Origin of the sequence: Streptomyces sp. NPDC059850 (assembly GCF_042731515.1) — a bacterium.
Taxonomy (GTDB): Bacteria; Actinomycetota; Actinomycetes; order Streptomycetales; family Streptomycetaceae; genus Streptomyces.
This window is the reverse complement of record NZ_JBHWJI010000060.1, coordinates 1-23,109: the sequence shown is the minus strand read 5'-3', so window position 1 is coordinate 23,109 and position 23,109 is coordinate 1. Positions and strand designations below refer to the sequence as shown.

At 71.3% G+C, this 23,109-nt stretch carries 24 protein-coding genes and 1 CRISPR repeat array; of the genes, 16 read left to right on the top strand and 8 right to left on the bottom strand.

Features of this window, described 5'->3' with window-relative positions; genetic code table 11:
- Positions 1-2: 2 nt before the first annotated feature.
- From ACFV9T_RS34885 to ACFV9T_RS34875, 3 genes are read left to right on the top strand one after another with little or no spacing between them, the layout of a single operon-like run.
- Positions 3-371, top strand: a complete 369-nt coding sequence (locus tag ACFV9T_RS34885) for a hypothetical protein (protein WP_385446527.1) — start codon at positions 3-5, stop codon at positions 369-371.
- The gene (locus ACFV9T_RS34880; RefSeq protein ID WP_385446526.1) at positions 368-568 is read left to right on the top strand and encodes a hypothetical protein; all 201 of its coding nucleotides are present in this window, start codon (positions 368-370) and stop codon (positions 566-568) included. The genes ACFV9T_RS34885 and ACFV9T_RS34880 overlap by 4 nt, the downstream gene beginning before the upstream one ends.
- The gene (locus ACFV9T_RS34875) at positions 565-738 is read left to right on the top strand and encodes a hypothetical protein (protein ID WP_385446525.1); all 174 of its coding nucleotides are present in this window, start codon (positions 565-567) and stop codon (positions 736-738) included. The genes ACFV9T_RS34880 and ACFV9T_RS34875 overlap by 4 nt, the downstream gene beginning before the upstream one ends.
- A gap of 199 nt (positions 739-937) precedes the next feature.
- Positions 938-2,124: direct repeats of the CRISPR family, unit length 29 nt; unit sequence GTGGTCCCCGCGCAGGCGGGGGTGGTCCG.
- A gap of 259 nt (positions 2,125-2,383) precedes the next feature.
- Here the strand turns inward: ACFV9T_RS34875 and ACFV9T_RS34870 are convergent.
- Both ACFV9T_RS34870 and ACFV9T_RS34865 read right to left on the bottom strand, forming a co-directional pair.
- The gene (locus ACFV9T_RS34870) at positions 2,384-3,649 is read right to left on the bottom strand and encodes a CynX/NimT family MFS transporter (RefSeq protein ID WP_385446524.1); all 1,266 of its coding nucleotides are present in this window, start codon (positions 3,647-3,649) and stop codon (positions 2,384-2,386) included.
- 7 nt (positions 3,650-3,656) lie between these two features.
- Positions 3,657-3,830 (bottom strand): hypothetical protein, encoded by a 174-nt coding sequence (locus ACFV9T_RS34865; RefSeq protein ID WP_385446523.1) that lies wholly within the window; start codon positions 3,828-3,830, stop codon positions 3,657-3,659.
- Positions 3,831-3,903: 73 nt separating this feature from the next.
- On the opposite strand from ACFV9T_RS34865, the gene ACFV9T_RS34860 reads away from it, so the two are divergent.
- The 4 genes from ACFV9T_RS34860 (at position 3,904) to tyrS (ending at position 9,405) form a co-directional block, all read left to right on the top strand.
- Positions 3,904-4,842: a LysR family transcriptional regulator gene (locus ACFV9T_RS34860; RefSeq protein WP_385446522.1), complete on the top strand. Its 939-nt coding sequence runs from the start codon at positions 3,904-3,906 to the stop codon at positions 4,840-4,842.
- Positions 4,843-4,952: 110 nt separating this feature from the next.
- Entirely contained in the window at positions 4,953-6,485 is a 1,533-nt protein-coding gene (locus ACFV9T_RS34855; RefSeq protein ID WP_385446560.1) for a TldD/PmbA family protein, read from the top strand.
- Positions 6,482-7,867: a metallopeptidase TldD-related protein gene (locus tag ACFV9T_RS34850; RefSeq protein ID WP_385446521.1), complete on the top strand. Its 1,386-nt coding sequence runs from the start codon at positions 6,482-6,484 to the stop codon at positions 7,865-7,867. Before ACFV9T_RS34855 ends, ACFV9T_RS34850 begins: the two co-directional genes overlap by 4 nt.
- 119 nt (positions 7,868-7,986) lie before the next feature.
- A complete protein-coding gene (tyrS, locus tag ACFV9T_RS34845) occupies positions 7,987-9,405 on the top strand; it encodes a tyrosine--tRNA ligase (protein WP_385446520.1) in 1,419 nt (472 codons plus the stop codon).
- Positions 9,406-9,476: 71 nt separating this feature from the next.
- On the opposite strand, the gene ACFV9T_RS34840 is transcribed toward tyrS, so the two are convergent.
- Positions 9,477-9,758 (bottom strand): GlsB/YeaQ/YmgE family stress response membrane protein, encoded by a 282-nt coding sequence (locus ACFV9T_RS34840; RefSeq protein WP_385446519.1) that lies wholly within the window; start codon positions 9,756-9,758, stop codon positions 9,477-9,479.
- A 213-nt stretch (positions 9,759-9,971) separates the two neighbouring features.
- Between ACFV9T_RS34840 and ACFV9T_RS34835 the strand changes: the two genes are divergently transcribed.
- A complete protein-coding gene (locus ACFV9T_RS34835) occupies positions 9,972-10,352 on the top strand; it encodes a DUF3099 domain-containing protein (RefSeq protein ID WP_385446518.1) in 381 nt (126 codons plus the stop codon).
- 241 nt (positions 10,353-10,593) lie between these two features.
- The gene (locus tag ACFV9T_RS34830) at positions 10,594-10,836 is read left to right on the top strand and encodes a hypothetical protein (protein WP_385446517.1); all 243 of its coding nucleotides are present in this window, start codon (positions 10,594-10,596) and stop codon (positions 10,834-10,836) included.
- Here ACFV9T_RS34830 and moaA read toward each other — a convergent pair.
- The 3 genes from moaA to ACFV9T_RS34815 all read right to left on the bottom strand — a co-directional run bounded on the left by moaA (position 10,819) and on the right by ACFV9T_RS34815 (position 14,043).
- The gene (gene moaA, locus ACFV9T_RS34825; RefSeq protein WP_385446516.1) at positions 10,819-11,808 is read right to left on the bottom strand and encodes a GTP 3',8-cyclase MoaA; all 990 of its coding nucleotides are present in this window, start codon (positions 11,806-11,808) and stop codon (positions 10,819-10,821) included. The genes ACFV9T_RS34830 and moaA overlap by 18 nt on opposite strands.
- A gap of 262 nt (positions 11,809-12,070) precedes the next feature.
- On the bottom strand, positions 12,071-13,690 hold the full coding sequence (locus ACFV9T_RS34820; protein ID WP_385446515.1) for a cation acetate symporter: 1,620 nt from the start codon (positions 13,688-13,690) through the stop codon (positions 12,071-12,073).
- Entirely contained in the window at positions 13,687-14,043 is a 357-nt protein-coding gene (locus tag ACFV9T_RS34815) for a DUF485 domain-containing protein (protein ID WP_385446514.1), read from the bottom strand. The genes ACFV9T_RS34820 and ACFV9T_RS34815 overlap by 4 nt, the downstream gene beginning before the upstream one ends.
- A gap of 326 nt (positions 14,044-14,369) precedes the next feature.
- Between ACFV9T_RS34815 and ACFV9T_RS34810 the strand changes: the two genes are divergently transcribed.
- Both ACFV9T_RS34810 and ACFV9T_RS34805 read left to right on the top strand, forming a co-directional pair.
- Positions 14,370-15,914, top strand: a complete 1,545-nt coding sequence (locus tag ACFV9T_RS34810) for a S8 family serine peptidase (RefSeq protein ID WP_385446513.1) — start codon at positions 14,370-14,372, stop codon at positions 15,912-15,914.
- Positions 15,915-16,004: 90 nt separating this feature from the next.
- Entirely contained in the window at positions 16,005-16,526 is a 522-nt protein-coding gene (locus tag ACFV9T_RS34805; RefSeq protein ID WP_385446512.1) for a hypothetical protein, read from the top strand.
- Here the strand turns inward: ACFV9T_RS34805 and ACFV9T_RS34800 are convergent.
- Both ACFV9T_RS34800 and ACFV9T_RS34795 read right to left on the bottom strand, forming a co-directional pair.
- Complete coding sequence (locus tag ACFV9T_RS34800; RefSeq protein ID WP_385446511.1) at positions 16,501-17,166, bottom strand: lysoplasmalogenase; 666 nt, start codon at positions 17,164-17,166, stop codon at positions 16,501-16,503. The two genes, ACFV9T_RS34805 and ACFV9T_RS34800, sit on opposite strands and share 26 nt — an antisense overlap.
- Positions 17,163-18,071: a sterol desaturase family protein gene (locus tag ACFV9T_RS34795; RefSeq protein WP_385446510.1), complete on the bottom strand. Its 909-nt coding sequence runs from the start codon at positions 18,069-18,071 to the stop codon at positions 17,163-17,165. The genes ACFV9T_RS34800 and ACFV9T_RS34795 overlap by 4 nt, the downstream gene beginning before the upstream one ends.
- 152 nt (positions 18,072-18,223) lie before the next feature.
- Between ACFV9T_RS34795 and ACFV9T_RS34790 the strand changes: the two genes are divergently transcribed.
- The 5 genes from ACFV9T_RS34790 to ACFV9T_RS34770 all read left to right on the top strand — a co-directional run bounded on the left by ACFV9T_RS34790 (position 18,224) and on the right by ACFV9T_RS34770 (position 23,021).
- A complete protein-coding gene (locus tag ACFV9T_RS34790) occupies positions 18,224-19,231 on the top strand; it encodes a DEDDh family exonuclease (protein WP_385446509.1) in 1,008 nt (335 codons plus the stop codon).
- Positions 19,232-19,295: 64 nt separating this feature from the next.
- Positions 19,296-19,529: a hypothetical protein gene (locus tag ACFV9T_RS34785; RefSeq protein WP_385446508.1), complete on the top strand. Its 234-nt coding sequence runs from the start codon at positions 19,296-19,298 to the stop codon at positions 19,527-19,529.
- Between the two features lie 89 nt (positions 19,530-19,618).
- Complete coding sequence (locus tag ACFV9T_RS34780; protein ID WP_385446507.1) at positions 19,619-20,449, top strand: SURF1 family protein; 831 nt, start codon at positions 19,619-19,621, stop codon at positions 20,447-20,449.
- Between the two features lie 30 nt (positions 20,450-20,479).
- A complete protein-coding gene (locus tag ACFV9T_RS34775; RefSeq protein WP_385446506.1) occupies positions 20,480-22,261 on the top strand; it encodes a glycoside hydrolase family 15 protein in 1,782 nt (593 codons plus the stop codon).
- A 4-nt stretch (positions 22,262-22,265) separates the two neighbouring features.
- Positions 22,266-23,021: an SDR family oxidoreductase gene (locus ACFV9T_RS34770; RefSeq protein ID WP_385446505.1), complete on the top strand. Its 756-nt coding sequence runs from the start codon at positions 22,266-22,268 to the stop codon at positions 23,019-23,021.
- Positions 23,022-23,109 lie beyond the last annotated feature (88 nt).

Here is a 23,109-nt window from a genome sequence, read left to right as displayed (position 1 = left end):
TGGTGTTAGTCGAGGTAGGTCCGCACTGGGATGTCGTTCGGGCCCCCTTCGACGTCGGTGAGAGCGCCCTGCGGCTGCTCGGCGCGGCGACCGGTGCCGCCATCGCCGACTACGGCCTCATGTACTGGCTCATCCCTGCGGGCAGCTCCCAGTGCTGGCGACGCCTGCCGAGCAACGTCAACGCCCTCGGCGCGGATGGCACCACCGTCACCTACGTCGGTGTGCCCCCGGCCGCCCACACCACCGGGCCCCGTCTCCACTGGCGCATCCCAGTGGGCCCCGACCGGTATCTCACTGACCCGTACCGACTGCGCGAAGCCCTCATCCGGGCGATCGCAGCCCAACCCGCAATGGAGGCGACGGCTCGATGACGTCCCAGGTCTGCGCCCGCTGCGACAAGCCGACCAGTGCCCCGGTCGTCGTCGCGATCGGGCACGGCGCGAGCGGGGGTGGCGGCACCGTCTATGCCTGCCCCGGCACGTGCGCCGACAGCTTCCCCCGCCAACGCGACCCGTTCGACCACAGCACGCTGCCCACCCGGGACACCGCCGTCAGGCGCACCCCATGACTCTCGCGAACACCACCACGGACATCGGCGAGACTTGGCGCGCGGCCCTCGACCACGCCGCAGGCTGCCCCGACTGCCGCGCCGCGGACGACGGATGCGCAACCGGTCAATCCCTGGTGCACACCTACCAACAGGCGCGCCGCGCCCACCACGCCGAAGGTACGCAATAACTGCCCACCACCCGGACCGTGCCGCCACGAGCACTCACCGTTGCCCGGGCCCCACGGACACGCTGCCTCGTGCCGCCATGGCGACAACAGTTGGCTGGCGCCCCTCGCGCAGGGAGGTGCGTCTGCCATCATGAGCGGGAGATGAAGCCACTTGGTCAAGAAGTTGCAAAGGGCTTCTGAGTCCGCAGGTGGCGAAGGGTGGTCCCCCGCGCAGGCGGGGGTGGTCCGTCCACCTACCTCACCCTCATCGACCCCGTGTGGTGGTCCCCGCGCAGGCGGGGGTGGTCCGCTGAGCGGGACGAAGCCCGCACCGCTGCTGCGGTGGTCCCCGCGCAGGCGGGGGTGGTCCGTTACTGACCCAGAGGGGCAGTCATGAACAACTGTGGTCCCCGCGCAGGCGGGGGTGGTCCGCCGCACTGGGCGAAGGCCCAGCCCCAGGAGGGGTGGTCCCCGCGCAGGCGGGGGTGGTCCGGTCCGTTTTCAGCAGCGTCTCCAGCCGGTTTCGTGGTCCCCGCGCAGGCGGGGGTGGTCCGAGGTCGGTGATGGCGCCCATCTGCGGGTCGTAGTGGTCCCCGCGCAGGCGGGGGTGGTCCGTGGTGCTATGTGGTCGATCTGGCATACAACCCGTGGTCCCCGCGCAGGCGGGGGTGGTCCGCTGCCGATTGCCACCAAAGAGCCCCCGGATAGTGGTCCCCGCGCAGGCGGGGGTGGTCCGAGGTCTCGGTCCGCGTGGCCTTCGGGGAGGCAGTGGTCCCCGCGCAGGCGGGGGTGGTCCGTACCAGGACGCGATCACCGAGCACGGCCAGACGTGGTCCCCGCGCAGGCGGGGGTGGTCCGCACTCGACGTCGAAGCCGGACTCACTGAAGTCGTGGTCCCCGCGCAGGCGGGGGTGGTCCGCCGCTGGTGGTGACGATGACGGCGAGCGCGCAGTGGTCCCCGCGCAGGCGGGGGTGGTCCGGCCGAGGACGGCAAGCTCCACGCCTTCAACGGGTGGTCCCCGCGCAGGCGGGGGTGGTCCGGCTCTGGCCAGCCTCCGATACTCACCCCCGACGTGGTCCCCGCGCAGGCGGGGGTGGTCCGTCCGGGAAGAAGCGCCGCCCGGCCGACGACCGGTGGTCCCCGCGCAGGCGGGGGTGGTCCGCCAGTTCAGCACGTGGGCGGCGTCGTGGAGAAGTGGTCCCCGCGCAGGCGGGGGTGGTCCGGGCACGTTCTTGACGATCGGGACTACGTCGAAGTGGTCCCCGCGCAGGCGGGGGTGGTCCGTGGCCCGCGACGCCTGCGAAGAGGCCCTGTCCGTAGTCCCCGCGCAGGCGGGGGTGGTCCGACCTTCGGACCCGTGCACGGCGTCCTCATCCAGTGTTCCCCGCGCAGGCGGGGGTGGTCCGCCGCGACCGAGAGCGTGGCCCGGAGACGGGCCGTGGTCCGCGCGGGCGGGGAAGCGCTCTCAGATCGTGGGCGCCACCAAGCGGAACCAACGTGGTGTTAGTCGAGGTATGGCCGCGCCCTGTTCGGCATCGGTGCGAGCGCCCTGCGGCTGCTCGGCGGGCAAGCCGGTGCCGTCGACATGCACTGGTTCATCCCTGCAGGCAGCACCCAGTGCGGCAGCCTGCCCGCCCGGGATGTGGCCGTCAGGCGCGCCCGGGGTCAGCGCGAACGGTCCGCTTCGGTGGGCCGGGCGGGGGTGTCCGCTGGTTCGGTGGGGTGCTCCGGGTGGCCCTCCGGGCTCGGGGGGCTCGGCGTTACGAGGCCGGGGCGGGCGGCTGCGAGGCCGCACAGCAGCTCGGGGATTACCAGCAGGAGCAGCAGGGCTATCGACGGCTTCCAGCCGCCGGTCGCGCTGTGCAGTACGCCGAAGGTCAATGGGCCGGTCGCGGCGAGGAGGTAGCCGCCGGACTGGGCCATGCCCGAGAGGCGGGCCGTGATCGCGGCGGTGGGTGAGCGCAGGTTGAGGAGGGTGAGGGCGATCGGGAACGCGCTGCCGGTGGCGACGCCGAAGATCGCGACCCAGACCCATCCGGCCTGCGGAGCCAGGAGCAGGCCGACGAGGCCGATCGCCATCAGGGTGACGACCCCGAGGACGAGCGGGCGTTGGTCGCGCAGGCGGGCGGCGACCACCGGGACGAGGAAGCCGAGGGGGATGCCGATGATGATGACGACCGCGTTCATCATCCCGGCGGTGGCGGGCGAGAACCCGTGGTCGCGCATGATCTGGGGAAGCCACGCCGTCAGCGTGTAGAACATCAGCGACGTCATGCCCATGAAGACTGTGATGGACCACGCGAGGGGCGAGCGCAGCAGGGAGACCTGCTCCGCGTGGGCGGGCGGAGGTTCGGGGGGCCGCTTTCGTCCGTGGAGGGCGAGGGGACACCACGCCAGGGCCGCGATCAGGGACGGGGCCGCCCAGGCGGCCAGGGCGAGCCGCCAGCCGCCCAGGTCGCCGAGGGGGACGGCGAGGCCCGCCGCGGCGGCGCCGCTGACCGACATCAGCATCATCGCCAGGCCGGTGAGGGGGCCCACGCGGTGGGGGAACGCGCGCTTGATGACCGCGGGCACCAGCACGTTGCCGGTGGCTATCCCGGCTCCGGCCAGCACGGTGCCGGTGAACAGCGCCGCCTGGGCGGGGACCACGCGCAGCAGCAGGCCGGTGGTGATCACCAGGAGCGCCGCGGTGATCGCCGCCTCGGTGCCGATGCGGCGGGCGAGTGCGGGGGTGACGGCGGAGAAGATGCCCAGGCACAGCTCCGGCAGCGTGGCGAGGACGCCCGCCTCGACGCCGGTGAGCCCGAACCGGTCCTGGAGTTCGCCCAGGACCGGGGGGACGCCGGTGATGGCCGCCCGCAAGTTGAGGGTCAGCAGTATCAGGGCGATGAGGGAGCAGAGGGCTGTGAAGCGAGGGGAACGGAGAGTCATCTCGGGGCTAGCGGCCGCAGCGGGGGCACTGGCGGTCGTGTCCGCCCGCGGCGAGCGCCTTGCCTCGGGCGCCGTACGGGATCAGGGCCATCTGCAGCCGCCCGCAGCCGCAGCGGGTCCAGACGACGACGCCCTCGCTGGTGGTGTGCCGGGAAACGATGGTGTGCGTGTTGGTGCGCATAACAGCAGGATGAGCCCGGACGACCGTTGCGGTCCATTGCACGTTTTGCGGGTGGTGTGTGCAAGATAGTTGCATGATTGACCTGCGTCGGCTTCACATGCTCCGCATGGTGCACCAGCAGGGCACGGTCACCGCGGCCGCCGAGGCCCTGCACCTCACCCCGTCGGCGGTCTCCCACCACATGCGCGAACTCGCGCGCGAGCTGAGGGTTCCGCTCCTGGAGCCGCAGGGTCGCGGCGTGCGGCTGACTCCGGCCGCGCTGCTGCTCATCGGTCACGCCGACGCGCTGCTGGCCCGGTGGGAGGAGGCGCAGGCGGAGCTGGAGTCCTACCGGGCGGGCATGACCGGGCCGCTGCGCATCGCGGGCTTCACCACCGCGATCAGCGGCCTGGTCGCCCCCGCGGCCGGGCGGCTGCGGCGCAGCCATCCCGACCTCCTGGTGCGGGTGCACGAGTGCGACACCGTGGAGAGCATGGATCTGCTGGTGGCGGGCGAGGTGGATATCGCGGTCGTGGAGCCCATCGAGGGCGGGCCGCAGCCGGATGACGCGCGGGTCGAGCAGAGCCCCCTGCTGGAGGAGCCGTATCTCCTGCTGGTGCCCGCCGACCACCCGCTGGCGCGGGCGGGTTCGGTACGCCTGGAGGACGCGGCGGCCGAGGACTGGATCGTCGCCCACCCGGGCACCTGCGACCACGCCCAGCGGGTGCGGGTGCTGTGCGCGGCGGCCGGGTTCTCGCCGCGGATCGTGCACGCCGCCACGCAGTGGCCTGCCGTCTGGTCGCTGGTCGGGAACGGGCTGGGCGTCTCGCTGATCCCGCGACTGGCCGAGGGCCCGGCGGGCCAGGCGGTGGTGCGGGTTCCGGTGGCGAGCGAGAACATGCCGACGCGGCGGATCCTCACCTGCCTGCGCCGGGGCAGCCGTCAGAGCCCGCTCATCGACCTCGGGATGCGGACGCTGGAAGAGACGGCGCGCGACCACCAGGGCATGGGCGACTGGCCCCGGTCCGCCTGACGGCTCGCCGGGCGCGCGCCGGTGGGTCATGCGGGGGACGCCCCCGGTGTCGTAGCGGCGTGATTCACTTCCCACGGATACTCACCGACGAGACCGACGAAGGGGTCGCCGTGGTGCACGAGATCGATCCGTCCTTCCTCGCGCTGCCGCTGCACGCGCTCGCCGACGCGGCGCTCGCGCGGGCCCGGGCGTTGGGGGCCGAGCATGCGGACTTCCGGTTCGAGCGGGTGCGGAGCGCCTCGTGGCGGCTGCGGGACGCGCGGGTCGCGGGGTCGTCCGACATCACGGACCTCGGGTACGCGGTGCGGGTGGTGCACGGGGGCAGTTGGGGGTTCGCGTCCGGGGTCGACTTGTCGATGGACGCGGCGGCGCGGGTGGCCTCGCAGGCGGTGGCGATGGCGAAGCTGTCGGCCAAGGTGATCGAGGCGGCGGGGTCCGATGAGCGGGTGGAGCTGGCCGCGGAGCCGGTGCATGCCGAGAAGACGTGGGTGTCGTCCTACGAGATCGATCCGTTCGGCGTGCCGGACGCGGACAAGACCGGGCTGCTGGCCGAGTGGAGCGGGCGGCTGCTGGCGGCGGACGGGGTGGCGCACGCGGACGCGTCGCTGCTGACCGTCCATGAGAACAAGTTCTACGCGGATACGGCGGGCACCACGACCACCCAGCAGCGGGTGCGGCTGCATCCGCAGCTGACCGCGGTGGCGGTGGACCCGGTGAGCGGGGAGTTCGACTCGATGCGGACCCTGGCCCCGCCGGTCGGGCGGGGCTGGGAGTACCTCACCGAAACCGGCACCAACGGCTGGGACTGGGACGCGGAGCTGGCCGAGCTGCCCGTCCTGCTGGCGGAGAAGATGGCGGCGCCGCCGGTCGAGGCGGGCGCGTACGACCTGGTGATCGATCCGTCCAACCTCTGGCTGACGATCCATGAGTCGATCGGGCATGCGACCGAGTTGGACCGCGCGCTGGGGTACGAGGCGGCGTACGCGGGGACGTCGTTCGCGACCTTCGACCAGCTGGGCAGCCTGCGCTACGGCTCGGAGATCATGAACGTCACCGGTGACCGGACCGCCGAGCACGGGCTGGCCACCATCGGGTACGACGACGAGGGCGTGGCCGCGCAGTCCTGGGACCTCGTCAAGGACGGCAGGCTGGTGGGGTATCAGCTGGACCGCAGGATCGCCCGGCTGACCGGTCTCGGCCGCTCGAACGGGTGCGCTTACGCCGATTCGCCGGGCCATGTGCCGGTGCAGCGGATGGCCAATGTGTCGTTGCGGTCCGACCCCGAGGGGCCTTCGACGGAGGCGCTGATCGGGGACGTCGAGAACGGGCTCTATCTGGTCGGCGATCGCTCATGGTCGATCGATATGCAGCGCTACAACTTCCAGTTCACGGCGCAGCGAGCGTACCGGATTCGGAACGGGGTCCTCGCCGGGCAGGTGCGGGACTTCGCCTACCAGGCGAGCACCACCGACTTCTGGGGCTCGATGTCGGCCGTCGGCGGCCCGCAGACGTACGTCCTGGGCGGCGCCTTCAACTGCGGCAAGGCCCAGCCCGGCCAGGTCGCGTCCGTATCGCACGGCTGCCCGTCCGCGCTCTTCCGCGGCGTCAGCATCCTCAACACCACCCAGGAGGCGGGAGCATGAGCGTGAAGCCGCACGAGATCGTGGAGCGCACCCTGGAGCTGTCCCGCGCGGACGGCTGTGTGGTGATCGCGAACGAGACGTCGACCGCCAATCTGCGCTGGGCGGGCAACGCGCTGACCACCAACGGCGTCACCCGCGGCCGCACCCTGACCGTGGTGGCCACCGTGGACGGCGCGGAGGGCACCGCCTCCGGGGTGGTGTCCCGGTCGGCCGTGACCGCCGGGGAGCTGGAGCCGCTGGTACGGGCCGCCGAGGCGGCCGCGCGGGACGCGGGACCGGCCGAGGACGCCCAGCCGCTGGTCGGCGATACGAACGTCTCCCCCGGCTTCACCGACTCCCCCGCCGAGACCTCATCCGAAGTGTTCGCGGCGTTCGCCCCGGCGCTCGGCGAGGCGTTCGCCGCCGCCCGCGCGGGCGGCCGGGAGCTGTACGGGTTCGCCAGCCATGAGGTGATCTCCAGCTATCTGGGCACCTCCAGCGGGCTGCGGCTGCGCCATGACCAGCCGAGCGGCACGCTGGAGCTGAACGCCAAGTCGCCGGACATGACGCGCTCGGCCTGGGCCGGGCGGACGACCCGCGACTTCCGGGACGTCGACCCGGCCGCGATCGACGCCGAGCTGGCCCAGCGGCTGCGCTGGGCCGAGCGGAAGGTCGAGCTTCCGGCGGGCCGCTACGAGACGCTGCTGCCCCCGACCGCCGTCGCCGACCTGCTGATCTACCAGCTGTGGTCCGCCTCAGCCCGGGACGCGGCGGAGGGCCGTACGGTCTTCAGCAAGCCGGGCGGCGGCACCCGGGTCGGCGACACCCTGTCCGAACTGCCGCTGACACTGCGCAGCGACCCGCACGCGCCGGGTCTTGAGGCGGCGCCGTTCGTGATCGCGCACTCCTCCGGGGACGACGCGTCGGTGTTCGACAACGGGCTGCCGCTGCCCGCGACCGACTGGATCCGGGACGGAGTGCTGAAGCACCTGGTCACCACCCGGCACTCGGCGGAGCTGACCGGGCTGCCGCTGGCCCCGGGGATCGACAACCTGATCCTGGACGCGGGCGGCACCCGCTCACTGGAGGAGATGGTCGCCTCGACCGAGCGGGGCCTGCTGCTGACCTGCCTCTGGTACATCCGCGAGGTCGACCCGGCCACCCTGCTGCTGACCGGGCTCACCCGGGACGGCGTGTATCTGGTGGAGGGCGGCGAGGTCGTCGGCGAGGTGAACAACTTCCGCTTCAACGAGTCGCCGGTGAGCCTGCTGTCCCGCGCCACCGAGGCGGGGCGCACCGAGCCGACCCTGCCGCGCGAGTGGGGCGACTACTTCACCCGTGCCGCGATGCCCGCGCTGCGCGTCCCGGACTTCAACATGAGTTCGGTCAGCAAGGGGGTGTGAGTGCGGCCGCTCTCACAGGGTGTGAGTCAGGCCGGACGATATTGCGTCCGGCGGCGGGAGACCGGCGAATAGACTGGTCCCCGCCCATCCGTCCGCTCCCCACTCTCACCAGGAACCCCATGACACGCCTCGGCGCATCCGTCGCCCGCGCCCGCGAGCTGCTCGACCAGGACCTCTCCTCCGACAAGACCGTCGAGCAACTGCTCGCCGAGACGTCAGCCCGGCGCTCCCTCGATCTGAGCGATCTGTCGGCCCAGGAGCAGGCCGAGCTGATCGCCTCCCGTACGGTCGAGGTCCTGCCGGGGGTCAAGGAGCTGGCCGAGCGGATCGAGGAGCGGCGGGCCGCGGGCAAGGGCCTCGCGATCAAGCTGGGCATCGACCCGACGGCCGCCGATGTGCACCTCGGCCACACCGTGCCGATGATCGTCCTCAACCGCTTCCAGCGGATGGGGCACGACGTCACCCTGCTGATCGGCGACTTCACGGCCAAGATCGGCGACCCGTCGGGGCGTACGGCGGAGCGTCCGCCGCTCACCGACGACGACATCGCCCGGAACCTCGCGGGCTACCAGCGGCAGGTCAAGCCGTTCTTCGACTTCGAGAAGGTCAACTTCCGGCAGAACAGCGAGTGGCTGGCGCCGTACACCTTCCCGGAGCTGCTGGGGCTGCTCGCCCAGGTGCCGGTGTCGCAGCTGCTGCAGCGCGAGGACTTCCGCAACCGGCTGGCGGCGGGGTCCGGGCTGACCATGTCAGAGCTGCTGTACCCGATCGCGCAGGGCCTGGACTCGGTGGCGCTGGAGAGCGACGTGGAGCTGGGCGGCGCCGATCAGCTGCTCAATCTGCAGATGGGCCGCAAGCTGATGGAGCTGCGCGGCCAGCAGCCGCAGCTGGTCGTCACCATGCCGCTGATCGAGGGCACGGACGGCACGGGCGCGAAGATGTCCAAGTCCAAGGGCAACTACGTGGCGCTCAGCGCGACCTCCGAGGATGTCTTCGGCAAGATCATGTCGATCCCGGACCGGCTGATGAAGCCGTACCTGGAGGCGTGGACGGAGTGGACGGACGCGGAGATCGCGGCCGCGACCACCCGGTTGGAGACCAAGTCGCTACACCCGATGGACCTCAAGAAGGTGCTGGCGGGCGAGGTCGTGGCGGCGCTGTACGGCGTCGAGGCGGCGATGGCGGCGCGTGCGGGCTTCATCGCGCAGTTCTCCAAGAAGAGCTTCACCGACGTCGGGACGCTGCCGGTGGTCGACGCCGCGGAGCACGGCGGCGAGACCATCGCGACCGTGCTGAGCAAGGTCCTGGAGTTCCAGCCGAGCGCGTCGGCGGCCCGCCGGGTCGCCAAGCAGAACGGTCTGCGGCTGGTCGTCGAGGCCGAGGACGGCCAGAAGGCCATCGTCCTCGCCGAGGCCCAGGCGGTGCGGCCGCTGGCCGAGGTGGTCGCGGAGGTGCTGGCGGACGCCGGGCTCACCGCGCCCTCCGGCGGGGTCTACCTCAAGGCCGGACGGAAGATCGCCCAGCTCCAGGGCGTGTGACCCGGGCGATCGGCCGGTGAGGCCGGAGCGGCGGCCGGTGCGCTTCCACCATGCGCGCCGACCGCCGCGGCTCAGGCCCGCTCTCTCCTGCCGCCGTGGCGGATCGTCTGCCACAGCGGGGTGCCGAGGGCGACGATCACGATGGCCCCGGCCAGCTGCAGCAGATGCCGGATCCAGTCGAACCCGCCGGTGTGCCTGACCCCGATCCACCCGGCCACCGCGTTGCCGACGAGGGCCCCGAGGATGCCGTAAATGCAGGTCAGCCAGAGCGGAATGTCTTGCTTGCCCGGCAGGATCGCTCTGGCGATCACACCGAGAATGATTCCTACGACGATCGCCCACAGCCAGTTCATGTCGCCTCCTGACGCGGCGGGGGACACGCGTTTCCTCCCAGTGTTCGACCGTTTTCGCTACGGCGCATGTCGAAGCGTCCCGTACGCGCCCTGCCGTACCGGCTTCGCCACCCGTCGGGGTGCCCCGGCCTCGAACCGTGCGGGGGCGCGGCGTAACGTTGAGTACGTATCGGAGCGGGGGATACCTGCTCGGGGACCAGGTGGTGGAACGTGATGCGGAAGCACAGCGAGGCCGAGGTCTTCCGGATCACCGGGGCCCGCCAGGGGCTGGCCGATGATGTGCGCGGACGGCAGCGGCGCTATGTGATCTCGATGTCGGTGCGGACGGTGGCGGTCGTGCTCGCGGCCGTACTGTGGAACGTCGAGCGCCATGTGGCCATCGTCGCCCTGGTGCTGGGGGTGCTCCTGCCGTACGTCGCGGTCGTGATCGCGAACGCGGGCCGGGAGAACGTCACTTCGCTTCCCACGACCTACATCCCGACTCCCTTGCGGCCGATGCTCGGTCCCGGTCGGGACGAGGATTCGGCGGCGTCGGAACCCGGTCCGGAAGATGCCGCACATACCAGCGAGGATGGACGCGGCGGGCCCGGCTGACCTGCCGCGTTGCCGCAAGCTCAGGAAAAGCTCAGATCAATCATGCTGTTCCGGTGCACCTCGCCCTATCCCTCGTGACATACTTCGTACGCGCTCCGCATCCCCCGTCGGAGCGACAGACCGACGCCGGGCGGCTCCCCCCGTGGCTGCCCGGCGTCGTCATGTCCGCAAGTCACATGTCCGCGGCCGTCATGTCCCCACCGCTTTCTGCAGAGACGACGGTGTCCGTAGCATCTGCGGTGTGAACATCCTCAACGCCGCCTCCGAGACCGAGACCGACACCCCGATCTGCTCCGCCAAGGGCTGCCGCGCCGACGCCGTCTGGGTGCTGGCCTGGAACAACCCCAAGCTGCACACCCCGGAGCGGCGGAAGACCTGGCTGGCGTGCGAGGAGCACCGCGAGCACCTGTCGAAGTTCCTGGGCATGCGCGGTTTCCTCAAGGACGTCGTGACCCTGGAGGAATGGTCAGCCACCGATCGCTGACATCGGGCGGTCCGGCTGCAGGAACGACGGGTCGTCCAGCCCGGATCCCGCCTTCTTCCCCCACATCGCCACCCGCCACAGCCGGGCGATCTCCTCGTCCGGTGCGCCGGAGCGCAGCGCGCCCCGCAGATCGGACTCCTCGCGCGCGAACAGGCAGGTCCGCACCTGTCCGTCGGCGGTGAGCCGGGTGCGGTCGCAGGCGCGGCAGAAGGGGCGGGTGACGGAGGCGATGACGCCGACCCGGGCCGGGCCGCCGTCGACCAGCCAGCGCTCGGCGGGGGCGGAGCCGCGCTCGTCGTCGCCCTCGGCGGTGAGGGTGAAGCGGGTGCGCAGGCTCTCCAGGATGTCCCCGGCGGTGATCATGCCCTCGCGCTGCCAGCCGTGCTGGGCGTCGAGCGGCATCTGCTCGATGAAGCGCAGCTCATAGGCGTTGTCCACGGCCCAGGCGAGCAGATCGGGGGCCTCGTCGTCGTTGAGTCCTGGCATCAGCACGGCGTTGACCTTGACCGGGGTGAGCCCGGCGTCGTGCGCGGCGGCGAGGCCGCGCAGCACATCGCCGTGGCGCTTGCGCCGGGTCATGGTCTGGAAGACGTCGGGGCGCAGGGTGTCCAGCGAGACGTTGACCCGGTCGAGACCGGCGTCGCGCAGGGCCACGGCGGTGCGCTCCAGGCCGATGCCGTTGGTGGTCAGGGACATCTCGGGGCGCGGGGTGAGCGCGGCGCAGCGCTCGACGATGGAGACGAGGCCGGGGCGCAGCAGCGGCTCACCGCCGGTGAAGCGGACCTCGGTGACGCCCAGCTCGGTGACGGCGATCCGGATCAGCCGGACGATCTCGTCGTCGGTGAGCAGATCAGGCTTGGCAAGCCATTGAAGCCCCTCTTCCGGCATGCAGTAGGTACACCGCAGGTTGCACCTGTCGGTCAGGGAGACACGCAGGTCGGTGGCGGTCCGACCATAGGTGTCGATCAGCATGTCGGCGGCCCCTCACGGTTCGCTTGCGTGCGCTGAGGTCAATTGTCCCGCAGCGTACGTGAAAGCGGTGACATCGAGGGGCCGCCGGGGGTGGGGTAGGGGGTGTCTTGTCGGTCAGGCCGGATCAGCGAGCGGCGTCTGGTGCGGTGCCTCGCAACCCGCGTGAGGAGAGCGCAGCGGCGCTGCGTGCGACGAGCGCGGGGCCGCGAGGTGCCGTGCCAGGCGTCGGGAGCCCGGCATGACCGGCAAGACACCCCCTGGGTCAGTGGGCGCCGTGTCCGGTGAGGGAGCGGACCTCCAGTTCGGCGTATTTGGCCTTGTCCGGCTCCTCCTTGGAGACGAGGGTGCCCAGCCAGCCGAGCAGGAAGCCCAGCGGGATGGAGATCAGGCCGGGGTTCTCCAGCGGGAACCAGTGGAAGTCGACGTCCGGGAACATCGAGGTCGGCTTGCCGGAGACGACGGGCGAGAAGAGCACCAGGAAGACGGAGGAGATGAGTCCGCCGTAGATCGACCAGAGGGCGCCCTGGGTCGTGAAACGCTTCCAGAACAGGCTGTACAAGATGGTCGGCAGGTTGGCGGAGGCGGCGACCGCGAAGGCGAGGGCGACGAGTCCGGCCACGTTGAGATCGCGGGCGAAGACCCCGAGGACGACGGCGACGGAGCCGATGCCGACGGTGGCCCAGCGGGCGGCCCGGATCTCCTCCTTCTGCGTCGCCTGGCCCTTGCGGATCACGTTGGCGTACAGGTCGTGGGCGAAGGACGACGAGGACGCGAGGGTGAGCCCGGCGACGACGGCGAGGATGGTCGCGAACGCCACCGCGGAGATCACCGCGAGCAGGATCGCGCCGCCAGTGGAGGACGCGCCGCCGCCGATCTCCTCGGCGAGCAGGGGCGCCGCGGTGTTGCCGGACTTGTTGGACTTGATGATCGTGTCCCGGTCCAGCAGGGCCGCCGCGCCGAAGCCGAGCGCGATCGTCATCAGGTAGAAGCCGCCGATGATGCCGATCGCCCAGTTGACCGACTTACGGGCGGCCTGGGCGGTGGGCACCGTGTAGAAGCGGATGAGGATGTGCGGCAGTCCGGCGGTGCCGAGTACCAGCGCGATGCCGAGGGAGAGGAAGTCGAGCTTGGAGGTGGCGTTGATGCCGTACTTGAGGCCCGGCTCCAGGAACGAGCTGCCCATGCCGCTGTTCTTGGCGGCCTCGCCCAGCAGCGCCGAGACGTTGAAGTCGAACTTGAGCAGCACCAGGAAGGTGATCAGCAGCGTGCCCGCGATGAGCAGGACGGCCTTGACCATCTGCACCCAGGTGGTGCCCTTCATGCCGCCGATGGTGACGTAGAGCATCATCACCACGCCGACCAGCACCACGATGAGGATCTTCCCGGCCTCGCTGGTGATGCCCAGCAGCAGCGAGACGAGGACGCCCGCGCCCGCCATCTGGGCCAGCAGGTAGAAGATCGACACGACGATGGTGGAGACGCCCGCGGCGGTGCGCACCGGGCGCTGGCGCATCCGGTAGGCGAGCACGTCGCCCATCGTGTAGCGGCCGGAGTTGCGCAGCGGTTCTGCGACCAGGAGCAGGGCGACCAGCCAGGCGACGAGGAAGCCGATGGAGTACAGGAAGCCGTCGTACCCGGAGAGCGCGATGGCCCCGGCGATGCCGAGGAAGGACGCGGCGGACATGTAGTCGCCGGAGATCGCGAGCCCGTTCTGGAAGCCGGAGAACTGTCTGCCACCGGCGTAGAAGTCGTTGGCGTCCTTGGTCTGGCGGCCCGCCCAGACGGTGATGGCCAGGGTCGCCACGACGAAGACCGAGAAGAGCGTGATGATCAGCGGCCGGTTGTCCGAAGCGCTCTCGGCCGCGAGCAGGTACGTGCTCATGAACTGTCCCCCAGACGGGCCTTGATGGCCTCCGCGCGCGGATCGAGCTTGGCGGCGGCGTGCCGGGAGTACCACCAGGCGATCAGGAAGGTGGTCAGGAACTGGGCGAGGCCGAACACCAGCGCGACGTTGATGTTGCCGACGACCTTGGTGCCCATGAAGCCGCCCGCGTAGTTGGACAGCAGGACATAGAGCAGGTACCAGCTGACGAACGCTATGGTCAGCGGGAAGGCGAACGAGCGGTGCGCGGAGCGCAGTTCGCCGAACTCGGGGCTCGCCTGCACCTCGTCGTACGGGGGGCGTTGGTGCTGCCGCTGATCGTCGGGACGATCGCTGGCCGGTGCGGTATCCACGGTCTCTCCTGGTGAGTGGGTCCGACGGGACGTACGGCGGTGCGACGGTGATCCGGATCACGCATCGTAAAGGCGGTAGCGAAGTCTGCGACAGGGTCTGGTGGTTGAAAGACGGAGAGAGATTCGCTGATGCGTTTGGATCCGGGCGCTGTGGCGGGTTTTCTTCCGGAATGTATTGATACTCGGTGATGATCAGCGATAGCTTCGCTCGTCATGTACCCGCCCACGCGCATCCGCGCTGCGGCGGTCGCTACGGATGAGGTGGAGACCCCATGGCTCAGCTGAGATCGGATGCTCCCAGACCCGGGACGAGTTCCACTGTGCGAATGAAGTCTTCCGGATCGCGGGGGCTGACGCCGCGAGCCGTCGCCATACCCGCCGCCCTGGCGCTCACCGGCGCGCTGGCGTTCCTGCCGACCTCGGCGGGCGCCACCGGGCAGGACAGCCCGGCTCCCGCCGCCCGGGCCGCGACCGCCGACGGCCCGTCGCTCAGCTACGTCGTCAACGTCCGCCCGGGCCACCGCGACAGCTCGCGGATCGAGAAGGCCATCAAGCGGGCCGGTGGCACGGTGGTCATCTCGTACGACCGGATCGGCGTCATCGTGGCCCACTCGGCCAACCCGGACTTCGCCAAGACGCTCCGTACGGTCCGTGGCGTCGCCTCCGCCGGTGCCACCCGCACCGCGCCGCTGCCCGCCCAGTCCACCGGCGACATCGGCACCCCGAAGCTGCTCAGCGAGAAGGAGCGCAAGGCGGTCGCGGCCAGCGCCAAGGCCGGTCAGGACCCGCTGGAGCCGCTGCAGTGGGACCTGCCCGCCATCAAGGCGGACAAGGCCCATGAGAAGACCCTCGGCAGCCGCAAGGTGACGGTCGCGGTCATCGACACCGGCGTGGACGACACCCACCCCGACCTCGCGCCCAACTTCGACCGCAAGGCCTCGGCCAACTGTGTGTCCGGCAAGGCGGACACCACCGAGGGGTCCTGGCGGCCGAGCGCGGAGGAGAGCCCGCACGGTACGCATGTCGCGGGTGAGATCGCCGCCGCGAAGAACGGCATCGGCGTCACCGGGGTCGCCCCGGGCGTCAAGGTGTCCGGCATCAAGGTGTCCACGACCGCCGGGTGGTTCTACACCGAGGCCGTCGTCTGCGGCTTCATGTGGGCTGCCGAGCGCGGTGTCGACGTCACCAACAACAGCTATTACACCGACCCGTGGTACTTCAACTGCACCGGTGACCCGGACCAGAAGGCCCTGGTCGAGGCGGTGCGCCGGGCCTCGTCGTACGCCGAGCGCAAGGGCGTGGTCAACGTCGCGGCGGCGGGCAACGAGAACTATGACCTGACCTCCGACTCGATCACCGACACCTCCAGCCCGAACGACACCACCCCCGTCGAGCGGGTCGTGGACCCCAGCACCTGCCTGGACATCCCGACCCAGCTGCCGGGCGTCGTCACCACCGCCTCGACCGGCGCCAAGGGGCTGAAGTCCTCGTTCTCCAACCACGGGCTCGGGATCATCGACGTCGCGGCCCCCGGCGGCGACAGCACGGTCTACCAGAAGCCCGCGCCCCCGGCCCAGGACGGCCGGATCTACAACACCCTGCCGGGCGGCAAGTACGGCTACATGGCGGGCACCTCGATGGCGTCCCCGCACGCGGCGGGCGTCGCGGCGCTCATCAAGAGCACCCACCCGCGGGCCTCCGCCGCCATGGTGAAGGCCCTCCTGAAGGGCGAGGCCGACGACACCGCCTGCCCGACGTCGTACGACCTCGACGGCGACGGCAAGATCGACGCGGTGTGCGAGGGCGGCAAGAACTACAACGGCTTCTACGGGGCCGGAATCGTGGACGCCCTGGACGCGGTCAAGAAGTAACCCGCTGACAGGATGTACGGGCCGCCGGGCAGCGCTTCCGCCCGGCGGCCCGTCACGTGTTCCCGGGAAGCCCCGAGAGGATCCGCCGCCGTGCACCACGACGACTCCTGGGGTCCGCTGCCGCCACGGCCGCCTGCCACGCTGTGGCTCCGGTTCGCCTTGAGCGTGCTGATCCTGCCGCTGTGGTGGCTGCTGCTGGCGGTGCTCTTCGTGGTCCTCCTGGCGTTCGCCCTGGTGGCCGATATCTTCGCCCTGGTCCCCGGGTTCGAGAAGGGGTTCGGGAAGGGGATCGACCGCTCCCGCCGGGCGCTGGAGCTGTGGCCCGCCTGGTGCGTGACCTGGCCGGAACTGCGGCACGAGGGCGACACGGACCACTACCGGGCGCGGGCGGACGGGAAGGTCGCCGGGCTGACCGACAAGCAGCTGGCCGCCCGGGAGGCCGGGAAGCCGCCGCCGCCCGGCCCGTACGACGTCCCGGTGCGCGACTACCGCGCCGTGGGCGCGGGTTACGTCGTCGAGACGGCGCGGGCGCGGGGCTGGGACCTGAGCCACGACCTGCCCTCCGACCCGGCCCGGATCGTCCGGCTCAGGCGGCTGCCGGAAGCGGCCTGAGCGGCGCTTCGCGGGCGGTCTGGCGCAGCAGTCCGGTGGTCAGCAGGTACTGGGCGGCGATATAGGTGGCCATGATCCAGAACTGGGGTACGGGGAGCTGCGGCCAGTCCGCGAGACCGGCCGCGATCAGGCCGTCGGACAGCAGGAACAGCGCCCCGCCGAGCCCGGCCCGCACCCCCGTCCGCAGCGCGCCCAGCGCCATGGCCGTCAGCAGCAGGCTGTACGCGGCGACCGGCACGCGCAGCCCGGCGTCGAGCCCGGACCACAGCGCGGCCGTGCTGCCGAGCCACACCGCCCCGTAGCCGTACGCCACCCAGGGCACCGTACGGCGCCGCCCGGACCGTGCGAACAGGGTGAGGTAGCAGAGGTGTCCGGCCGCGAAGCAGCCCATTCCGGCCAGGAAGGCGGTCTCACCGCCGAGTTGGAGCAGTACGTCGCCGCCGCAGCCGCACAGCAGGGCGGCGACCAGCGGGCGGGGCGCGCCGCGCAGGGCCGCGTACGCGGCGAGGACCGGCATCAGGGCGGGCTTCGTCAGCTGGACGAGCGTGGTGGCGTCCGCGAGCAGCGCGCCCAGATGCACGGCCACGAGCAGCGCGAAGAGCACCGTGAAGCATCGGGGCAGGGCGCGCGGCGCGCTCATACGGCGCGCTCCGGCGCCCGCTCCGGCGCGGGAGGCGCGCCGGGGGCGCCAGGCGCATCGGGAGCGTCGGGCGGTGGCGCGGGCGCCCAGCCCGGGCCGCCGAAGACCCGCCCGGCGCGCTCGCGCCAGTCGCGGGCGGCCGCGATGTCCCGGGCGATGGCCGCGTACTCATGGGTGGCCACGCGCAGCGGGTTGTAGGTGTCGATGTTCTTGGTGAGCCCGAAGACCGGGGCTTCCGTCTCGGGGACGAACGACCGGAAGAGCCGGTCCCAGACGATGAGGATCCCGCCGAAGTTGCGGTCCAGATAGCCCCCTTGGGAGGCGTGGTGGACCCGGTGGTGCGACGGGGTGTTGAAGACGAACTCGATAGGGCGCGGCAGGGTGCCGATCCGCTCGGTGTGGATCCAGAACTGGTAGACGAGGTTCAGCGACGAGCAGAACGCGACCGCCGCCGGATGCACACCGAGCGCGATCATCGGTACGTAGAACGGCCACACCGTCCAGGTCGTCCACGGCTGTCGCAGCGCGGTGGTGAAGTTGAACTTGCGGCTGGAGTGGTGCACCACATGACAGGCCCACAGGATGCGGATCACATGGTGCCCACGGTGCGACCAGTAGTAGAAGAAGTCCTGCGCGAGCAGCATCAGCGGCAGCGTCCACCACTCCACCGGGACGCGCAGCGGGGTGAGTTCGTACACGGCGGTGTAGACCGCCACGATCGGGATCTTCCACACCAGGTCGAAGACGAGGCTGCCGAGCCCCATGGTGACGCTGGTCGCGGCGTCCTTGGCCGCGTATCCCTCGGCGTCCTCATCGGGGCGCAGGCGGTAACTCACCATCTCCACGACGGTGAGCAGCACGAAAGCGGGTATCGACCACAGCACGGCGTTGGGCAAATGCGGCATACCGGCAACATAGAACCGCTTTCACCCCACCGCCAGAGGTAGTTACCAACAAGTATGCTAGACGTGTTGTCAACAACGAGCCGCGATCGGAACGCTGACGGCACGTACCCGGCGGTCCGTGGCGTCCGAGCGGGCCCGTATCCTCATGGACCATGCTCGAAGACCCCACGGCTGCCGCACCGCGAACCGCGTCAACACCCTCGTGGCCGGAGGCCTATCCGCAGGGGTACGCGGTGGTCGACGTCGAGACCACCGGTCTCGCCCGCGACGACCGGATCGTGTCCGCGGCGGTCTACCAGCTCGACGCCCGGGGCGACGTGCAGGACCGCTGGTACACGCTGGTCAACCCGCAGCGCGATCCGGGACCCGTATGGATCCACGGCCTCACCCGGGAGACGCTGAAGGACGCGCCGCTCTTCCCGGACATCGCCGCCGCGTTCGCAGAGCGCCTCGCCGGGCGCGTCCTGGTCGCGCACAACGCCGCCTTCGACTGGTCGATGATCGCCCGCGAGTACGCCCGCTCGAAGACCGAGGCACCGGTGCGTCAGCGGCTGTGCACCATCGCCCTCTCCAAGGAGCTGGGGCTGCCGCTGGCCAACCACAAGCTGGAGACCCTGGCCGCGCACTACGGGGTCGTCCAGGAGCGGGCCCACCACGCGCTGGACGACGCGCGCGTGCTCGCCGAGACGTTCCGGCCGAGCCTGCGGCGGGCCGCCGAGGCCGGGCTGCGGCTGCCCCTGCTGGCCTGTCAGCCGCTCACCGAATGGTCGGACCCGCCGTCCCGTTCGGTCGGCCCGCAGCGCTCGTACCGGCAGCAGAGCTGGCGCCCCAGCCGTAAGCGCCCCGCCTGCCCCTACCCCAACCCGGGGCGCTACCAGCCGGGCGGGCTGCTGACCCAGGGCATGCGGGTGGCGTTCTCCGGGGACACCTCGGTCGACCGGGAGCTGCTGGAAGACCGGGCCGTCGAGGCCGGGCTGCACGTGGCGACCAGCGTGTCCCGGCTCACCAGCCTGCTGGTCACCAACGATCCTGAGGCGGCCACCTCCAAGACCGCCAAGGCCCGCTCCTTCGGCACGCCCATCGTCGACGAGGCCGCCTTCACCCAGCTCCTCCTGGACGTCACCCCCGCCGAGCCTCCGGCCGAGCCGACAATCAGGTGAAATACGCGCGGCGCGCCCGCCGCGCCGCGCGCCCGGCACCGCCTCGGCCCGCACGCTGTGGCGCATGGCACGCTGTGAGGTCTGCGGAAACGACTACACCATGACGTTCGAGGTGCACGCCCAAGGGCAGGTGCACGTCTTCGACTGCTTCTCCTGCGCCATCCACCGCATGGCGCCCATCTGCGAGCACTGCCGGTGCCAGATCATCGGCCAGGGCGTGGAGGTGGACGGCCACTACTACTGCGGCGCCCACTGCTCCCGCGCGGAGGGGAAGGAGGGCATCGTCGACCACGTATGAGCCACGTATGAGCCCGGGCCGGATGCGTGGATTGTCGTCCGGTGCCCCCCATGGCCGGGGGACAATCCACGCCGAGTACTGTCAAGGACGTGTACCGCTTCCTGTTGACCCGACAGTGGGTGATCCTCACCCTGATCGGGCTCGCGCTGATCCCCACCATGATCAGGCTGGGCTTCTGGCAGCTGCACCGCCACGAGGCCAAGGTCGCGCAGAACCAGCTGATCGGGAACAACCTCGGCGCCCCCGCCGTGCCGGTCGACCAGCTCACCGCCCCCGGCCGGACCGTCCCCCGCGACGACACCTTCCGCACGGTGACCGCCACCGGGACGTACGACACGGCCCATGAGGTCGTCGTCCGCCAGCGCACCGGCTCCGACGAGCAGAGCATCGGCTACTTCGTCCTCACCCCGCTGATCGAGGGCAAGCGGGCCGTCCTCGTCAACCGAGGCTGGATCCCCGCCGGGGCCGACCTCACCAAGTTCCCCGAGATCCCGGCCGCCCCCCGGGGCAAGGTCACCGTCACCGGCCGCCTCAAGGCCGACGAGACCAGCTCGGGCAGCGGCATCAAGGACAAGTCGGGGCTGCCGCCGCGCCAGGTCATGCTGATCAACAGCGAGCAGCAGGCCAAGGCGCTCGGGCGGCCCCTCCAGGGCGGCTACATCGAGCTGACGTCGTGGTCCCCCAAGGGCGGCAAGCAGCCCGACCCGGTGCCGGAGCCGGAGCACGACGACATCGGCCCGCATATGGCGTACGCCGTCCAGTGGTGGCTGTTCACCGCCGGGGTGCCCGTCGGCTGGTTCGTCCTGGCCCGCCGGGAGCGGCGCGACCGGGCGGCCGAAGCCGCCAAGGCCGCCTCCGAGACGGCCGAGAGCGCCGAGCAGGAGCCCCGGAAGGCCCCCGCGGCCGCCAATGCGGAGTAGCCTTCCCGCTCCCCGGGAAGATGCTCCGACGTGCCACAGGACATCGACGACTACGCGCTCATCGGGGACCACCAGACGGCGGCCCTGGTCAGCCGCGAGGGCTCGGTCGACTGGCTGTGCCTGCCCCGCTTCGACTCCGCCGCCTGCTTCGCCGCCCTCCTCGGCGACGAGGACAACGGCCACTGGCGGCTCGCCCCCAAGGGCGCCGGTGCCTGCACCCGCCGCGCCTACCTGGACGACTCGCTCGTCCTGGAGACCGTCTGGGAGACCGGCTCCGGCACCGCGAAAGTCATCGACTTCATGCCGCAGCGCGACCGCGCGCCCGACCTCATCCGCATCGTCGAGGGCGTCTCCGGCAGCGTCGAGATGGCGGGCGTCCTGCGGCTGCGCTTCGACTACGGGCACGTCATCCCCTGGATGCGGCGCACCGACGGCCACCGCATCGCCGTCGCCGGGCCCGACTCCGTATGGCTGCGCTCCGAACCCGAGGTGCGGACGTACGGCCAGGACTTCAGCACCCGCTCCGAGTTCACCGTCTCCGCCGGGGAGCGGGTCGCCTTCGTCCTCACCTGGCACCCCTCCCACGAGCCCCGGCCGCGCCTCGTGGACCCGTACGAGGCCCTGCGCTCCAGCCTGGACGACTGGCGCGCCTGGGCCTCCCGCTGCCGCTACCAGGGCCCCTACCGGGACGCCGTCGTACGCTCCCTCATCACCCTCAAGGCGCTCACGTACGCGCCCACCGGCGGCATCGTCGCCGCCCCCACCACCTCGCTGCCGGAACAGCTCGGCGGGGTGCGCAACTGGGACTACCGCTACTGCTGGCTGCGGGACTCCACGCTCACCCTGAACGCCCTCCTCTCCGCCGGATACCGCGAAGAGGCCGCCCACTGGCGCGACTGGCTGCTCCGCGCGATCGCCGGGGACCCCGCCGAACTCCAGATCATGTACGGGCTCGGCGGCGAGCGGCGCCTCCCCGAGCAGGAGCTGCCCTGGCTGGAGGGGTACGGCCACTCCGTCCCCGTCCGCGTCGGCAACGACGCCGTGGGCCAGCGCCAGCTCGACGTCTACGGCGAAGTCCTCGACACCTTCCACCTCGCCCGCACCCACGGCATGGCGCCGCAGCCGCACGCCTGGAAGATCCAGAGCGCCCTCATGGACTTCCTCGAATCCGCCTGGCAGGACCCCGACGAGGGCCTGTGGGAGGTGCGCGGGCCGCGCCGTCACTTCGTCCACTCCAAGGTCATGGCCTGGGTCGCCGCCGACCGCGCCGTCCGCACCACCGAGGCCCACCCCGAGCTGGACGGCGACGCCGACCGGTGGCGGGCCATGCGGGAGGCGGTCCACCGCGAGGTCTGCGAGAAGGGCTACGACGCCTCCCGCAACACCTTCACCCAGTCCTACGGGTCCACCGCGCTCGACGCCGCCACCCTGCTCATCCCCCGCGTCGGCTTCCTGCCGCCCGACGATCCGCGCGTCGCCGGCACCATCGACGCGGTGCGGCGGGAGCTGAGCCACGACGGGGTGATCCGCCGCTACTCCACCGACGAGACCGCCGATGGGCTCCCCGGCTCCGAAGGGGCCTTCCTGGCCTGTTCGTTCTGGCTCGCCGATGCGCTTCATCTCACCGGGCGTCGTGGGGAGGCTGCCGCCTTGTTCGACCGGCTGCTGTCCCTGCGCAACGACGTCGGGCTCCTCGCCGAGGAGTACGACCCTGTCGCCGACCGGCTGCTCGGCAACTTCCCGCAGGCTTTCAGCCACATCGGGTTGGTGGGGACCGCCCTCACGCTTTCGGATGCGGCCCAGGCAGACTGAACCCATGGATCTTGGACTGAAAGACCGCGTGTACATCGTCACCGGAGCCACCCGGGGGCTGGGCCGCGCCGCCGCCGCTGAGCTGGTCGCCGACGGCGCCAAGGCCGTCATCACTGGCCGCGACGCCGAGACGGCGGCCGCGGCCGCCGCCGGTCTGGGGCCGGATGTTGTCGGCGTCGCCGCCGACAATGCCGACCCCGACGCCGCCGAACGCCTCATCGCCACCGCCCGTGAGCGGTTCGGGCGCTTCGACGGCATCCTCATCAGCGTCGGCGGGCCGCCCGCCGGGCCCACCGCCGACATCACCGACGCCCAGTGGCAGACCGCCTTCGACTCGGTCTTCCTCGGTGCCGTGCGGCTGGCTCGCGCCGCTGCCGCCGAACTCACCCCCGGCGGTGTGATCGGCTTCGTCCTCTCCGGCTCCGTGCATGAGCCCGTGCCCGGGCTCACCGTCTCCAACGGGTTGCGGCCGGGGCTCGCGGGTTTCGCCAAGAATCTCTCGCTGGAGCTGGGGCCGCGGGGCGTTCGAGTCGTGGGGCTCCTTCCGGCCCGTATTGACACCGATCGGGTGCGGGAGCTGGACGGGCTGTCCGGGGACGCCGATGCGGCGCGGGAGCGGAACGCCGCGCTGATTCCGTTGCGGCGGTACGGCGCTCCTGAGGAGTTCGGCAAGGCCGCCGCGTTTCTGCTGTCCCCCGCCGCCTCGTATCTGACCGGGCTGATGCTGCCGGTGGACGGGGGCGCGCTCCACGGCTGGTGACGCCGGGGGGTCGTGTTCCCCACCCCGCCCCTACCCGACCCCGGGGCTCCGCCCCGGACCCCGGCGGGGGCTCCGCCCCCTGCACCCC

Coding starts and splice junctions, on each gene's coding strand:
- ACFV9T_RS34880 (WP_385446526.1), top strand. CDS start 368: ATGACGTCCCAGGTCTGCGCCCGCTGCGACAAGCCGACCAGTGCCCCG.
- ACFV9T_RS34875 (WP_385446525.1), top strand. CDS start 565: ATGACTCTCGCGAACACCACCACGGACATCGGCGAGACTTGGCGCGCG.
- ACFV9T_RS34870 (WP_385446524.1), bottom strand. CDS start 3,649: ATGACTCTCCGTTCCCCTCGCTTCACAGCCCTCTGCTCCCTCATCGCC.
- ACFV9T_RS34865 (WP_385446523.1), bottom strand. CDS start 3,830: ATGCGCACCAACACGCACACCATCGTTTCCCGGCACACCACCAGCGAG.
- ACFV9T_RS34860 (WP_385446522.1), top strand. CDS start 3,904: ATGATTGACCTGCGTCGGCTTCACATGCTCCGCATGGTGCACCAGCAG.
- ACFV9T_RS34850 (WP_385446521.1), top strand. CDS start 6,482: ATGAGCGTGAAGCCGCACGAGATCGTGGAGCGCACCCTGGAGCTGTCC.
- tyrS (WP_385446520.1), top strand. CDS start 7,987: ATGACACGCCTCGGCGCATCCGTCGCCCGCGCCCGCGAGCTGCTCGAC.
- ACFV9T_RS34840 (WP_385446519.1), bottom strand. CDS start 9,758: ATGAACTGGCTGTGGGCGATCGTCGTAGGAATCATTCTCGGTGTGATC.
- ACFV9T_RS34835 (WP_385446518.1), top strand. CDS start 9,972: ATGCGGAAGCACAGCGAGGCCGAGGTCTTCCGGATCACCGGGGCCCGC.
- moaA (WP_385446516.1), bottom strand. CDS start 11,808: ATGCTGATCGACACCTATGGTCGGACCGCCACCGACCTGCGTGTCTCC.
- ACFV9T_RS34820 (WP_385446515.1), bottom strand. CDS start 13,690: ATGAGCACGTACCTGCTCGCGGCCGAGAGCGCTTCGGACAACCGGCCG.
- ACFV9T_RS34810 (WP_385446513.1), top strand. CDS start 14,370: ATGAAGTCTTCCGGATCGCGGGGGCTGACGCCGCGAGCCGTCGCCATA.
- ACFV9T_RS34800 (WP_385446511.1), bottom strand. CDS start 17,166: ATGAGCGCGCCGCGCGCCCTGCCCCGATGCTTCACGGTGCTCTTCGCG.
- ACFV9T_RS34795 (WP_385446510.1), bottom strand. CDS start 18,071: ATGCCGCATTTGCCCAACGCCGTGCTGTGGTCGATACCCGCTTTCGTG.
- ACFV9T_RS34790 (WP_385446509.1), top strand. CDS start 18,224: ATGCTCGAAGACCCCACGGCTGCCGCACCGCGAACCGCGTCAACACCC.
- ACFV9T_RS34785 (WP_385446508.1), top strand. CDS start 19,296: ATGGCACGCTGTGAGGTCTGCGGAAACGACTACACCATGACGTTCGAG.
- ACFV9T_RS34770 (WP_385446505.1), top strand. CDS start 22,266: ATGGATCTTGGACTGAAAGACCGCGTGTACATCGTCACCGGAGCCACC.